Origin of the sequence: Pseudovibrio sp. Ad26 (assembly GCF_001623285.1) — a bacterium.
In the GTDB taxonomy this organism is placed as follows: domain Bacteria; phylum Pseudomonadota; class Alphaproteobacteria; order Rhizobiales; family Stappiaceae; genus Pseudovibrio; species Pseudovibrio ascidiaceicola.
This window is the reverse complement of the sequence record NZ_LMCE01000147.1, coordinates 86,828-99,416: the sequence shown is the minus strand read 5'-3', so window position 1 is coordinate 99,416 and position 12,589 is coordinate 86,828. Positions and strand designations below refer to the sequence as shown.

The window sequence follows — 12,589 nt, the reverse complement described above, 5'->3', positions numbered from 1 at the left end:
GATCTTCAACGTATGTTTTGCAGCAAACACAGTCGCAAAAATCGACTTAACATCATAACATGACCGTCACCCATGTCCCCGAACAAACGTCAACCATCTCTCCGGGACAAACATATGACGCGGGATGATACCGTGGCGCGTAGTTGTAGATTTAACCGTACTGATCTGGTCCCCGTGTCGTAAAGCGTTTGCGCGGAATGACGGTGGTGGGCTGACGGTGATGTATGGAAATGATAGTCCTCCCGTCACGTGCACTTGTTAGAAGTTGCAGTTTGGCGAGGTGCGTGATTCATTCCACATTTGGTTTTGAGGCTTCGAAACCTTTCAGTGCGGTATCTGCTCCCATAATTGGCGGATTTTTTGTGCTTTTTTCTAAGCGCGCGAAGCCTTTGCTTTGAGCGGGAGGGCGGTGAATATAACACCTCCTTCGGGAGGGAATAAACTCGCCTGTCGTTGTCAGGTTTCGAGCCTACCGCTCGCCAGCGGGCCGTCGAAAGCTCGTTTGTCTTGCGGTCCTTCAACAGCCAACAACGAGGCTTTGAATATGACCGACTCCGCATGCGCGTGTAGCGCCACAAATACTCTTCAGAACGATATTGACGAAGTTATCATTGCTGTCTCGGACTTGCAGAACCTTGCGTATATTCAGCAGCTTTTGCTGAGCGAGCGGATGCAGGATTCGCGGGAGCGGGATGCTTTGTTCACTTTGCATTACGCCTTTCGTGACCGCCTGGAGGCCTTAGAAAAAGCCTGCGGAACTTTAGAGCGGGTCGCTCATCCGCAGCCGATAAACCTGACAGTGGCTTCCTGATCTCATCACTGTGACCGGCACCTGAAGGGTGGTCTATGCTCGGGCGTATCTTAATCCGAAAACCGAATTACGCTTTTCGGCGATACATTCCAACACCCTTGCTCAGCCCTCAATGGGTGTCCTGCTGGTCTGCGGTTTTGTCATCCTTGCCGCAGGCCAGTGCTTTGGGGTGCTTACAATAAAAAAGCGGACTGCCTGAGGCAACCCGCTTTTGAACTGAGGATCACTGCTATCTCTTAGAAAGAGTAGCGCAAACCAACGTTGAACTGGTTCTGGTGAGCGGAGTAATCAACGTCTTCGAATGCTTCTGCCTTGAAATTGTACTGGAACGAGTACTCAGCGAGCAGCTCAAGATTTTCAGAGATTTCGTAGCCAACGCCTGCACCCAACTTCGTAGAGAAATGGTTGGTTGTTTCTTTGCCAGAATCGACGCCATCGTCAAAGTCGACTTTTATCTGCGAGAAACCAGCACCCAAGCCGATATATGGCGTAAAGGCGGTTTCGTTTTTGAAGTCGTAGTATGCGACTGCCAAAATGTCCCAAACGTCAATATCTGTAGCGTTTTCGGAGAATGCAGCGTAGCCGCTTTCCAGACCGATGCGAACGTTGTTGGAAAGGTATGCGCCAGCGCCAATACGACCGTTAAAGCCTTCGTCCCGGAGTGTCACATCGTTGTCACCATCAATGTGTGCTGTGATGCTGCCTAAGGACAAGCCACCTGTACCCTGAACGTACCATTCGGTTGCATTTGCTGAGGTGATGGCACCTGTAGAAATTGCAGCAGCTGCAAGAGCGATCAAGAGATTCTTTTTCATTTTAAAACTCACATGAAATGATGAGAAAACATGCTTGATGCATACAATATGCAACTCATAATGGAAATCTATGTAGATATAAAATTTCTAGTAGTTGCATGATTGCTACATCATCTTAGTGAGGTGGTTAATCGTATTTCCTCGCGTGAGGCTGACCGAGTAAGGCTCAACCCTCAATGGGTGTCCTGTTGATCTGCGGAGCTGTCATTCTTCCGCAGGCCAGTGCTTTGTTGTGAGTGGGGGCTATTTGTGGGTGGGGATGAAGTCGAAGAGTTCCCAGCCGTCGGTGGTGGCGGTGATGTACTTCATGTCTTGGCCTTCCAGCACTGCACAGGTGAGGCGGCCTGAGGCGTAGGCTTCTGTGTCTACACCGAGCCGGTTGGGGTGGCGGTCAATGCGCTCTGTGGGGGTGTGGCCGTGGACGACGAAGACGCCGAAGTCCTCTTGCGAATTGAGGAAAGGACCGCGGATCCACATAAGTTCTTCTGCGCGTTGTTCTTCCAGTGGAACGTCTGGGCGAATACCGGCGTGGACGAACAGGTAATCTCCGCATTGGTAGTGGAGGGGCAGGGATTCGAAGAAGGTTTCGTGCAGCTTGGAGAGGTTTTCCTTAAAGATGGTCTGCACGCTTTCAGCGCCTGCCGAGCCCATAAGATCGTGAATGGAGAGGCCGTAGGAGAGCAGGGTTTCGGTGCCGCCCAGATCCTCCCAGTGATAGAGCGTGCCGGCATCCTCCAAAAACTCCAGCAGCGAGGCTTCGTGATTGCCTTTCAGACAAACCTGGCGCGGGGTGCGGTGGTGGTGATCGACAAGGAAATCGATGACGCCCTGACTGTCCGGGCCGCGGTCAATGTAATCGCCAAGAAAGATGGAGACCGGGTCCGTGATGGGGCGGTTTTTCAGGTCGCTCTCAATAGCATTGCCCATGATCTTCAGCAGGTCCAGCCTGCCGTGGATGTCTCCCGTTGCATAAACGCGGGTCCCTTCCGGAAGAGTTGGATGGGTGTTTTGCATGGTCGTCCCGTTCCAAATGCTAGTCTGTGTCGCGGTCACTGGTGGTCCAATCTACTTTAAGAAAACGAATGAGGAGCAAACCCACAGCCTCAATTTGTTGGCTTTGAGGCTGTGGGAAAGGCTCTGATTGATAGGTGGTTGGAACTGGTTTGATAAAAATAGTTCGATATCGCACTTGTTTTGTGTGTGGTGGCGTGTTTATAGTTCGATATCGCACTAATTGGAGTTGAACGATGAAGCTTTCCAGACGCAAGATGATTGGCCTAATGGGTGGTGGTGTGGTTGTGGCAGCGACTGCCTCAGCTGGTGGATTTCTGGCGACACGTCGTCCAACGCGGGCGTTGGCTCCCTGGGACACTGCTGGCGCTTACACTGAGCCGCGGATGAAGGCGCTGTCCTATGCGTTGCTTGCACCGAACCCTCACAACCGTCAGCCTTGGGTGGCTGAACTGCGTGGAAGCGACATGCTGGTTATCTACCGTGACAAGAGGCTCAACCTGCCAGAGACTGATCCGTTTGACCGTCAGCTGACCGTTGGCATGGGGTGTTTTCTGGAGTTGTTGCGGATGGCTGCAGCGGAAGATGGGTACGCTGTGCAGACGGAGTTGTTTCCACTGGGAGAAGACGGGCCCGTTGCAACGGCTCACTTTGCGAAGGGGGGCAAGCCGGATCCATTGTTCGCGTATGTTTTTGATCGACATACCAATCGTAATGCATATGAGAATGTGTCCGTTTCAACAAATGCGCAAGCGGCACTGGCTGACTATGCCACGATCAAAAGCGACAAGGCGGAGGTTGCGGCCCTGCGGAAGCTGACGTGGGAAGCGATGGATGTTGAGCTGACAACGCAACGTGTGATGATGGAAAGCGTTGATCTGATGCGGTTTGGTAAAGCTGAGATTGAAGCGAATCCGGATGGCATTGCACTGAGTGGTCCGTTTTTGGAGAGCCTGATGCTGGCTGGGATGTTGAGCCGCGAAGATCAGACAGATCAGACCAGCTCTAGCTTTCAGCAGGGACGGGATATGATCCGGGATGCGATGAACGCGACACAGGCGTATGCGGTGGTCATCAGTCCGGGCAATTCGCGGGTCGATCAGATTAAAGCAGGGTATGACTGGATCAGGTTGCAACTGGCAGCTACTGGATTGGGCCTTTCCATGCAGCCGGTGAGCCAGGCACTGCAGGAGTTTCCTGAAATGGCAGAGCATTATTCTGCGGTGCACGAAATGCTGGCAGGTCCGGGTGAGACTGTTCAAATGCTTGCACGATTGGGGTATGGTCCCAAAATTGATCCCAGCCCACGCTGGCCTTTGGAAACACGAGTACCGAATGTCTGACGATACCCCCTCCCAAGATCTGACGCCCTACTTTTCTATGTTTGTTGAGGTCGGGATTATAAACCAGATCGGCTCTGCGTTTTTGGAAGCGCGGCTGCCAAAGGGCCTTCTGGTTTCGCATTTCGGGGTGACCAGCCATTTGAGCCGTGGATTTGATGGGGCCACCCCGCTGGAATTGGCCCGGTCGTTTCAGGTTGCGAAAACAACCATGACGCATACGCTGAGCGGGTTGGAAAAGCACGGCTTTGTGGAACTGCGCCCCAACCCGGATGACGGGCGCTCCAAGCGGGTGTGGCTGACACCGGAGGGGCGGCAGTTTCGCGATGATGCTGTGCAGCAGCTGGAGCCACTGTTTCAAAAGCTGGCAGAGCGGTTTCCACCTGAGCAGGTCTCCGCGCTGTTGCCGGGCATCAGTGAGTTTCGTGCTGTGATTGATCAGTTGCGGGATGAGGAGAAATAGCAGCAGATGTTGCTTCGGTTAGCAGCAATAAAGCAGTTCGCATTTAGGTTGAAACATCTGAACTGCTTTAGCCTTTGTTTTTGCGTATCTTTATCCGAAAAACGGTTCCCACTTTTCGGCGATACGCTGTAGGCTGAGGCATAGTCCGGTGAGGTAAAGGCCTACTCCGAATGAAAGATGAGCGATTAGACTTCTCGTTCTTGCGATTGCTGGCGCTGGTGTTTTGGAAGCAGCAATTCCAAAACCGAACGCTGGTTGCATGAAGAAGAAGGGGAAGCCCACTGAAAGCAGACCGATTATGAGGGGCATCAGGATGGTTGGGTTTTGCAGCCAGGTGGGCCCGGTCACAGCCAGCAAAAAGAACGCAAATACAGCGCCAATGACGTAATGGGCGATCCATCCGGTGGAACGTTCGAACGGCTGCGGAAAGCTGTGCATGATGTTTTGGTGCTGGAACTGCCCGCGCAGCATGCTCAGCAACCAACGACCCACCAACCGGTAATCCAGAGATGGGATCGCGAAAAAACGCAGGCGCACCCAAGCGACGAGATCCATGAAAATTGTTGCGCCAATGCCAAGCAGTATAGCATTGATCAGAAGACTTGTTGTGTGCATGACTTTGCCTTTCCTGATAAGGAGTTGGCGGCAAAGTGCCACTTCAAGTCGACTTGAGGTCAAGGGCATTCTCTAAATTTTAATGGATAATTTTTCTCAGGTTAATCGTACTCGTTATCTTGCCTTTGGGCTGCCTAGGCTTGTTGCTTGGCCGTGTTGGCTAACAGCAGCTCTGTGGCGGCTTTGACATGCTGTTCTATCTGCTGATCAGAAGGGCGGGGCATGCCCATTAAAACGCAGTCTCTGAAGCCAAGCAGCATTGACGTCCAGAGCCGGATAGCTGTGTCTGGTTCAGCCAGGCCCAACCTGTCGGTAAAGAACACGGCGAGGGTTGTGTCGGTTTCATTGGGGCCGACCGAGAAGAAGGTGCTTGTTATTTCGGGTGCTTTTGCGCTCTCGGCCACCAGCAAGCGGAATGTGCTCAGGTGATTGCTGGATAAGTGCGCATGGATGAAACTTACACCAAAACCTTCCAGAGCATCCTTTGTGTCAGGCTTTTTTAGATGATCGAAGAAGTTGTCTTCTGAATCGGATCCCATGTGCATCAAGGTTGCTTGAAACAGGTCGATTTTGGAGGAGAAGTAGCGGTAAACCGTTTGCTTTGTGACCTGAGCCTGATCAGCGATCTTGTCCATGCTGGCCAGTATATAGCCCTCTGAGAGAAACACGTGTTGTGCGGCGTCCAGAATCGCACGGCGCTTCTTCTCTTTGTTTTGCTCGATCTTCCCCATACTTTGCCCTTTGCAACATAATCATACTGCTTGGTATGATTTTGTTGACATTCGTGTGTGTTTGCATAAATCATACTGAGCGGTATGATTATTGAAGGTATACATCATGTCTTATCTAACAGGGTACACGTTAGACCAGAAAAATCTGAGAGTATCCGGAATTCTTATCACCCTGCTGGGTGCTGTGCTGATGAGCTTTGACCCGATCTTCATCCGGTATTCGGGTGTAAGCGGGTTTGATACAGCATTCTTATTCGGGCTTTTTACAGCTATCTCAATGCCATTCTTTATCCAGATGCGGGATGAGCGCGGGGTGATTGGGGCGTTGCGCGCGAGCGGATGGTCAGTCTTGTTTTCCGGCTTGTTGATGCTGGGGAGTGCTTCTTCGCTGGTGCTGAGCATCAAGCTGACATCGGTCGCCAACACTTTTGTTATCCTCAGTATCTCACCAGCATTAGCTGCTGCGTTCAGCTGGCTTTTTCTTGGGGAGGTGACGAAACGCGCAACGTGGATTTCTATCATTTCGATAATGATTGGAATTGCGATTGTTGTCTCCGGTTCGTTTGGGTCCGGAACCCTTATGGGGGATGTACTGGCAGGGCTGGCGGTGACGTGTTTGTCTCTGAATCAAACACTCTTGCGCAAGTATCAAGGTGTCAGCCGCATGGCGAGTGTTGGTGTTGGTGGCTTCCTGTTGGCGGTGGCTATGTTTTTTCTCGCTGCGCCGTCCACTTACAGCCTGAACACATGGATCATTATGGGCTTGATGGGATTGTTTACCGCTCCATTTGGTCGTGTCCTTTCTCAAGTTGCGACGCGCTATATCACAGCGCCTGAGGTTGGCATGTTGCTGATGATAGAGACGGTGCTGGCCCCTCTTTTTGCCTTCGGTTTTTTTGGTGAGATACCGCATCAGGAAAGCTTCATCGGTGGCACGATTATCGTCGTGACGATCCTTATTTACGCAGTGATTTCCGGCAGGGAAGAAGCTTAAGGAGCATAGTATGACTGGAGAACTTATCTATATCGGGCATATTGAAACCCCGTATTTTGATGTTGAGGATTGCCCGAACAACATTCAGCCTGAAGGGCCAGAATGCAAGGTCATCCTGAAACAAGACTATTGGGCGGGGTTAAAGGGCCTTCAGCCGGGGCAGGCGATTATGTTGCTGTACTGGTTCGAAAATACGCAAAGATCTCTCATCCAGCAGAAAGGGTGCAGGCACTCAACTGATGACCTTATTGGGAGTTTCGCGCTTCGCTCACCTCATCGGCCCAACCCCATTGCAGTCTCTCAATTGCCAATTCTAAGTATCGGAGATGGTGTGATTACTGTTCGGGGTCTCGATTGCCTGAATGAGACCAAACTGCTTGATATTAAACCTGCAATTTTGCATGAAGCCGCAAGACCAAAGCCTTAGGAAGACCTTTTGCTTTGAGTTTACGCATGGCTGATAGGCAACGTGTGAGGAGAGCATCCATACACGTTGCTTCTTTTCAGCACCGTTCATTGAGTTTGGGTTATTTTATTTCAATGATTAGAATTGTAGGGAAATAAAATATCAACTTGGCGGTGTGGTTGTGCTCTTCGATACACTTGTGCATCAACTGCTTCTCTAGGCTTGTCCTGTTCGCTTTTGCTTCATGCAGTTGTTTGGGAGAGCATTTTGGAGCGATGTCAGGAAACGGAATTACAAGACCTATTTGATGGCTTGGCGGCGGAGCTTCAATTGCCTGCTCTGGCGCCGAACGGAGCTGGGCAGGTTGCCCTTCACTCTGATGAACATCATCTTACGACAATGATTTGGGCGCGGTTTCAGGAACGGCGCTATGAGGTTCAGCTGGAAGCTGATGTGTTTCCAGAAAATGATCTGGAATTACCTCAACTGAAAACCCTGTTGGCTCGTGTGGGCCAACTGACGTCCTGTGGCCTGATACTCGATGCCCAGCAGCGCTATGCTGTGCGGCAACACCTCCTTTTGCAAATGACTGATCCGGTTGAACACCTGATGGAGGCTTTGAAGAGCTTTATTGGTGAGGCTTTGCAGCTGCGCCATTCGCTGGTCAACGCCGGAGACGCAGAAAGCCAGTGGTCCTCAGAACATATTTTGGTCTGAGTGGTTTGGGAGGGACGCCACTATGAGGAATACCGGAATATCAACGCAGGCCAGCACGGCCAGTTCAAATGTCAGTCTGGCTTCTGGGTCGACAGAGACCAGACCGGAAAGGGCGCGGACCGATACTCAGTCAGCGCGGATGCCTTACCGGCTTTCGGCAGTACCTGTAGCTGGTGGTGGGCGAGACGCGCGTGTTCCTTCTCAACAAAGCAGGGTCTCTCTGGGAAGTTTTCAGCCCCGGCGTGTTCCTTCTTCTGGCATGTCCGGGCAAACTGCGCGGCTCGCACCAGAGGCACCTGCAATTTCCTCCATGGAGCGGGCGCTTCTGGATTCACGTCTTAAGCTTCAACCTGTTCAGCGTGATTATCTGGGCCAGACGGCCCGGTTTGGTGACAAGGTTGCTGGGGTTGGTGCTGAGAACCGTATGCTGCAGGAGCTGCAGGCATTTGCCAAAGACCCAAGCTTGCTGACGAAAGAGCGGGCTGCTGACCTGCAAAAGCAGCTGGCGGCTGTCTCGTTTTCTGACCCTGAGCAGGCTGAGACCAAGCAAACCCTCGTCGATCACTTTAAGAGAATTGCACGGGGAGCGACGCCGAACCGCCAGACCCTGCGTGTTCTTGGGCCTGTCATTCAAGACCTACACCGCCACGTTGAAGAGAGGCAACCTGCGCTTGATCGGGCGTTGGGCGGTGGCAGAGCGCAGTCGCGACTGCGTGCCAGCCAGACAGAATGGAATGAAGTTCGGACCAAGCAGCTTTCTGAGATTGTGGGTGGGCAAGATAAAGATGCTGGGTATCATCCCTCCCGCGTGACTGCACGAGGAGCCGCTGTTGAGGGCGTACAGACAGAGGGGCTTGTGAGAAATGTTCTGGGCAAGTTTCCTCACAATGTCACGCCGCTGATCAACGGAGCCGTGAATGGTCGTGCAGAGATTTTCCGTGGTGAAATCCCGATAACGGATGGCGTTGCCTATGGTCGCTTTGGGTTTACCAGCTTTTATTACGCCCTGGGTGCAATCCAGAGCCTGATTTCAGCGCGGTCTGCTTATACGAGCATGAAAACTGCGGATGCAGCACTGGATACCTTTCGCTCTGAGGCTTCGCAGTTTCTTGAGGCGCAAAAGAATATTGCTGAAGTGGCTGCGTTGTCCCGCATGGTCAAGGATGTGCAGAAAGGTGGCGGTTCCCCTTTGACGCTGCTGGATACTATGGCTCAGGCGGTGAAGGCAGGTAAGGTTTCCCAGGACGGACTTGGTGTCGCCTTGTGTGGGGTGTTTCCTGATTTATCACCGCGCGCGAGTGCTGCTTTGGAAGCCTACGTTAAAACTGAGATGGGAACCGCTGGAGAGACTGAGTGCCTGACCACTTTGCGCAATGAAGTAGCGCTGCATTATGGCGAGAGTTCCACCACTGACAGTGCGCATTTGAAGGGTGGTCTGGATCATCTTGAGGGCGCACTTAAGCAGAGAGTGCGAGAGGCTGACAGGGCTCATAAAACACTGACCGGGCTTGTTGCCAATTACGGCAAAAATGCTGAGCTGGCGAAGGCCATGCGAGATGACTACCACAAACAGATGCATGTGAGTATTTTCTCTGCAGAAGTGTGGGGGCTTGCCATGGTTGCTGATGGTATGGCGATCGCGGAAAGAGCTTTGACCTCAAATGTTGAAGGGGTTTCTCTGGTTACGACCGGGTTGGGTTATGCCGCTGGTACTGTTGGAGCAGGCGTTGGTGTGCTTGCAGTTGGCCTGTCGGCTTATGATGCCAGTGTCACGGCTATCAAAGCCTTTAAGCACCATCAGACCGGTAAAAAGGCCCAGGCTCTACATCGCTTGTTCGCGGAACGACAGGAAGTGCCAGTTTCAGGGCTGGACGGGTCGCGGAAGGTTTCACAACCGCGGGACGCGGAGCTGGCGATGATTACAAAGACCATTGCGAACAATCAGTCCAAGGCGCGAAACACCAAGATTGGTAAGGCTGTTTTGTCTGCGGTTGACGGGCTTGGATTTGCTGCGCTGACTATAGGCGGCGTTGCGGGTGTTGTTGCGACGGCCACTGGAGGCGTTGCGGCTGCTGGCGTTGCAGCTGCGGCTGGACCCGTTGGGGCTGCGATTGGCGGAGCGTTTGTTTTGGGCTCAGTGGCCTTTGTTGCCACGCGGTTGATCAGATGGGGCGTGCACCATTATCAAAGCAAACAGCTTCAGAAGGTGATTGCGGGTGATCAGCAAGCCATGCAGAAATATGCCCGTAAGCACAATATTACGACTGGGCAGGGTGGGTCTGCGCGGCGAAGTACCGTTGTTGCGGAGATTAAGAGACATGCCATTGATACGCTGACCAAGCACAGCACGAAGTTTGCTCTGCATCGGTTCCACCAGCGCCTCACTCAGGAGATTTCGCAGGTGGACAGGGCACACTGGGATCAATCACCCGCTATTGCCGTGATGAAGTGTTTCTTTGACGAACCCGCGCAAATTCAAGCTATCGCAGGTTTGAGTGAGGATGCCGCAGTGAAGGTGCTTGCGAAGAAATTTCAGGTGCGGATGTAGGATTTTGAGAACAAAAAAGGCAGCTTGCCGGAGCCGTCCGGGGCAAGCTGCCTTTTGGAATTTGTATTGGTTAAGCGGCCTAGTTCTTAGGCCTTGGCTTTTGCCAGCAGTTCACGCATCTGGAGGTGTGTGAACTCGTTGCCTGCGATGATGGAGCGGGTTTCGAACATGTCGTCCTTGCCGTTGGCATCGGACACGAAACCACCAGCTTCACGCACCAGCAGAACGCCTGCTGCCATGTCCCAAGGATGCAGACCGTTTTCCCAGAATGCATCGAGACGACCGGAAGCAACCCATGCCAGGTCCAGTGCAGCTGCACCAGCGCGGCGGATACCTGCAACTTCGCCCATCACGTGACGAATTTCTTTCAGCGCGCGGCCATGGTCGCCAACGCCGATGAATGGAATGCCGGTGCCGATCAGGCAGTCGGTCATGTCTTTACGTGCTGCAACGCGGAGGCGGCGGTCATTACAGAATGCGCCGGAGCCTTTTTCTGCAGTGTACAGTTCGTCCATGATCGGGTTGTAGATCACGGCTGCAACGATCTGACCAGCGCGTTCCAGAGCGATGGAAACACCAAAGATCGGAATACCATGGAGGAAGTTTGTTGTGCCGTCGAGCGGGTCAACGATCCAGCGGTGCTGACCGTCTGTACCTTCGATCTCGCCGGATTCTTCCATCAGCAGGCCGTAGGTTGGGCGTGCTTTTTGAAGGTCTTCACGAACGATTTTTTCTGCTTTGTGATCTGCCTGGGAGACAAAGTCACCTGGGCCCTTGCGGGATACTTGCAGGTTTTCAATTTCGCCGAAGTCCCGTGCCAGAGAGCGACCAGCTTTTGTCGCAGCCTGAACCATTACGTTTAAAAGGGCCGTACGTGCCATTTTTTATTCACCGTTCCTGAATGGGTAATGAGGCAACCGTATGCTGCCTCATCTTTATTGCTTTTAGATTATTTCTCTGCGCGACGAACGTATTCAACGGAGTCGGTGTCTACAACGATCTTCTCACCGGAGGTGATGAACGGAGGCACCATACAACGTACGCCGTTTTCCAGAACTGCTGGTTTGTAAGAGGAAGACTGGGTCTGGCCTTTTACAACTGCGTCAGCTTCTACGATTTCCAGAGTAACGTGGGTTGGGAGAGAAATGCCGATTGGCTTTTCTTCGTGCAGTTCAACAGTCACGGTCATGCCGTCCTGCAGGAATGCTGCGCGCTCACCAACGAATTCCTTCTGGAGTTCGAGCTGCTCATATGTTTCGTTGTCCATGAATACCAGCATGTCGCCTTCTTCATAGAGGAACTGGAAGTCTTTCTGCTCAAGGCGAACACGCTCAACGGACTCAGTTGCGCGGAAGCGTTCGTTCAGTTTGCGACCATCGAGCAGGTTTTTCATTTCAACCTGAGCGAATGCGCCGCCTTTACCTGGCTTCACGTGCTGAACTTTAACCGCAGCCCAAAGTGTGTCCTGGTGCATAAGCACGTGGCCCGGCTTAATTTCGTTGCCATTGAGTTTCATAGAACTACCAATCAGTTTGATAAGTTCAGAGCATGTCGCGTTCACTTGTCTTTACGCGCCACATTCTTAACTTTTGTTTTCATGCGTATCCTGATCTGTCGCCCGGTCGGCTCTTATCAGGGATATGCTTTAGCAAAGGCTGATGCGGATTGGCGCTGGGCCTAGGATCGCAGCCTGTCTGGAGGTCTGTGCAACATAATTTCGCGTGTTTTTCAAGGAAAAAGAGCGGATGCTCACCGCGAACCTACATTCCGGTGCATATCCACAAGGAGAGTGCGGAAAATCTTAGGGCTTTTTATCGCTTCTGCGCTTGGTAATCTGTTCAACAAAGACGACGCTGAGAACGAAAGTCGCCACCTTGCCCAGCCCAGCTATTGCGGTGGTAGCGCCAATATCAAGTAAGCCAGTTCTGACCATTTCACCAAATGTCAGAAATGAAATTACACCAATACCTAAGGCTAGCACCAAGCGACTGATGAATATACTTATTTGCTTCATGGGTTTTCTTTTGCGATTAAAAGACTTGAGTAAATTAATCGTCTGACGTTGCGCGAAGCTGGGCGTTTGTAAGTTGATGTGATGTATGCTGGAGTCTATCTGTTTTCTATACTTTATCTGCTGA

General features: G+C 52.1%; 14 protein-coding genes. 7 read left to right on the top strand and 7 right to left on the bottom strand.

What is annotated here, in order from left to right; all coding sequences use genetic code 11:
* Window positions 1-544 precede the first annotated feature (544 nt).
* Window positions 545-811, top strand: coding sequence for a hypothetical protein (locus PsAD26_RS26380; RefSeq protein WP_063312780.1), 267 nt, complete (start codon window positions 545-547; stop codon window positions 809-811).
* Window positions 812-1,047: 236 nt separating this feature from the next.
* Here the strand turns inward: PsAD26_RS26380 and PsAD26_RS26375 are convergent, their stop codons facing one another.
* Window positions 1,048-1,626, bottom strand: a complete 579-nt coding sequence (locus PsAD26_RS26375; protein WP_063312779.1) for an outer membrane beta-barrel protein — start codon at window positions 1,624-1,626, stop codon at window positions 1,048-1,050.
* Window positions 1,627-1,869: 243 nt separating this feature from the next.
* Window positions 1,870-2,640, bottom strand: coding sequence for a metallophosphoesterase family protein (locus PsAD26_RS26370; RefSeq protein ID WP_063312778.1), 771 nt, complete (start codon window positions 2,638-2,640; stop codon window positions 1,870-1,872).
* Between the two features lie 233 nt (window positions 2,641-2,873).
* Between PsAD26_RS26370 and PsAD26_RS26365 the strand changes: the two genes are divergently transcribed.
* Window positions 2,874-3,980, top strand: a complete 1,107-nt coding sequence (locus tag PsAD26_RS26365) for a hypothetical protein (RefSeq protein ID WP_063312777.1) — start codon at window positions 2,874-2,876, stop codon at window positions 3,978-3,980.
* Entirely contained in the window at window positions 3,973-4,440 is a 468-nt protein-coding gene (locus PsAD26_RS26360) for a MarR family winged helix-turn-helix transcriptional regulator (protein WP_063312776.1), read from the top strand. Before PsAD26_RS26365 ends, PsAD26_RS26360 begins: the two co-directional genes overlap by 8 nt.
* A 90-nt stretch (window positions 4,441-4,530) precedes the next feature.
* On the opposite strand, the gene PsAD26_RS26355 is transcribed toward PsAD26_RS26360, so the two are convergent.
* Complete coding sequence (locus PsAD26_RS26355; RefSeq protein ID WP_063312775.1) at window positions 4,531-5,055, bottom strand: DUF2938 domain-containing protein; 525 nt, start codon at window positions 5,053-5,055, stop codon at window positions 4,531-4,533.
* A gap of 134 nt (window positions 5,056-5,189) precedes the next feature.
* Window positions 5,190-5,786: a TetR/AcrR family transcriptional regulator gene (locus PsAD26_RS26350; protein ID WP_063312774.1), complete on the bottom strand. Its 597-nt coding sequence runs from the start codon at window positions 5,784-5,786 to the stop codon at window positions 5,190-5,192.
* A 106-nt stretch (window positions 5,787-5,892) separates the two neighbouring features.
* Here PsAD26_RS26350 and PsAD26_RS26345 point away from each other — a divergent pair, with 106 nt between their 5' ends.
* The 4 genes from PsAD26_RS26345 to PsAD26_RS26330 all read left to right on the top strand — a co-directional run bounded on the left by PsAD26_RS26345 (window position 5,893) and on the right by PsAD26_RS26330 (window position 10,451).
* Window positions 5,893-6,780, top strand: coding sequence for a DMT family transporter (locus PsAD26_RS26345; RefSeq protein ID WP_063312773.1), 888 nt, complete (start codon window positions 5,893-5,895; stop codon window positions 6,778-6,780).
* Between the two features lie 10 nt (window positions 6,781-6,790).
* The gene (locus tag PsAD26_RS26340; protein ID WP_063298480.1) at window positions 6,791-7,207 is read left to right on the top strand and encodes an SAM-dependent methyltransferase; all 417 of its coding nucleotides are present in this window, start codon (window positions 6,791-6,793) and stop codon (window positions 7,205-7,207) included.
* A gap of 246 nt (window positions 7,208-7,453) precedes the next feature.
* On the top strand, window positions 7,454-7,903 hold the full coding sequence (locus tag PsAD26_RS26335) for a hypothetical protein (RefSeq protein WP_208985877.1): 450 nt from the start codon (window positions 7,454-7,456) through the stop codon (window positions 7,901-7,903).
* A 22-nt stretch (window positions 7,904-7,925) separates the two neighbouring features.
* Window positions 7,926-10,451 carry a hypothetical protein gene (locus tag PsAD26_RS26330; RefSeq protein ID WP_208985876.1) on the top strand — a complete coding sequence of 842 codons (2,526 nt, stop codon included), beginning with the start codon at window positions 7,926-7,928 and terminating at the stop codon, window positions 10,449-10,451.
* 86 nt (window positions 10,452-10,537) lie between these two features.
* Here the strand turns inward: PsAD26_RS26330 and PsAD26_RS26325 are convergent, their stop codons facing one another.
* From PsAD26_RS26325 to PsAD26_RS30085, 3 genes are all read right to left on the bottom strand, one after another.
* Window positions 10,538-11,332 carry an inositol monophosphatase family protein gene (locus tag PsAD26_RS26325; RefSeq protein WP_063308181.1) on the bottom strand — a complete coding sequence of 265 codons (795 nt, stop codon included), beginning with the start codon at window positions 11,330-11,332 and terminating at the stop codon, window positions 10,538-10,540.
* Window positions 11,333-11,400: 68 nt separating this feature from the next.
* Window positions 11,401-11,967: an elongation factor P gene (gene efp / locus PsAD26_RS26320; RefSeq protein ID WP_063312791.1), complete on the bottom strand. Its 567-nt coding sequence runs from the start codon at window positions 11,965-11,967 to the stop codon at window positions 11,401-11,403.
* A gap of 285 nt (window positions 11,968-12,252) precedes the next feature.
* Entirely contained in the window at window positions 12,253-12,465 is a 213-nt protein-coding gene (locus PsAD26_RS30085) for a hypothetical protein (protein ID WP_208985875.1), read from the bottom strand.
* Window positions 12,466-12,589 lie beyond the last annotated feature (124 nt).

Excerpts from the sequence above, each read along its gene's own strand:
- PsAD26_RS26380 (WP_063312780.1), top strand. The coding sequence starts at position 545 with ATGACCGACTCCGCATGCGCGTGTAGCGCCACAAATACTCTTCAGAAC.
- PsAD26_RS26375 (WP_063312779.1), bottom strand. The coding sequence starts at position 1,626 with ATGAAAAAGAATCTCTTGATCGCTCTTGCAGCTGCTGCAATTTCTACA.
- PsAD26_RS26370 (WP_063312778.1), bottom strand. The coding sequence starts at position 2,640 with ATGCAAAACACCCATCCAACTCTTCCGGAAGGGACCCGCGTTTATGCA.
- PsAD26_RS26365 (WP_063312777.1), top strand. The coding sequence starts at position 2,874 with ATGAAGCTTTCCAGACGCAAGATGATTGGCCTAATGGGTGGTGGTGTG.
- PsAD26_RS26360 (WP_063312776.1), top strand. The coding sequence starts at position 3,973 with ATGTCTGACGATACCCCCTCCCAAGATCTGACGCCCTACTTTTCTATG.
- PsAD26_RS26355 (WP_063312775.1), bottom strand. The coding sequence starts at position 5,055 with ATGCACACAACAAGTCTTCTGATCAATGCTATACTGCTTGGCATTGGC.
- PsAD26_RS26350 (WP_063312774.1), bottom strand. The coding sequence starts at position 5,786 with ATGGGGAAGATCGAGCAAAACAAAGAGAAGAAGCGCCGTGCGATTCTG.
- PsAD26_RS26345 (WP_063312773.1), top strand. The coding sequence starts at position 5,893 with ATGTCTTATCTAACAGGGTACACGTTAGACCAGAAAAATCTGAGAGTA.
- PsAD26_RS26340 (WP_063298480.1), top strand. The coding sequence starts at position 6,791 with ATGACTGGAGAACTTATCTATATCGGGCATATTGAAACCCCGTATTTT.
- PsAD26_RS26330 (WP_208985876.1), top strand. The coding sequence starts at position 7,926 with ATGAGGAATACCGGAATATCAACGCAGGCCAGCACGGCCAGTTCAAAT.
- PsAD26_RS26325 (WP_063308181.1), bottom strand. The coding sequence starts at position 11,332 with ATGGCACGTACGGCCCTTTTAAACGTAATGGTTCAGGCTGCGACAAAA.
- efp (WP_063312791.1), bottom strand. The coding sequence starts at position 11,967 with ATGAAACTCAATGGCAACGAAATTAAGCCGGGCCACGTGCTTATGCAC.
- PsAD26_RS30085 (WP_208985875.1), bottom strand. The coding sequence starts at position 12,465 with ATGAAGCAAATAAGTATATTCATCAGTCGCTTGGTGCTAGCCTTAGGT.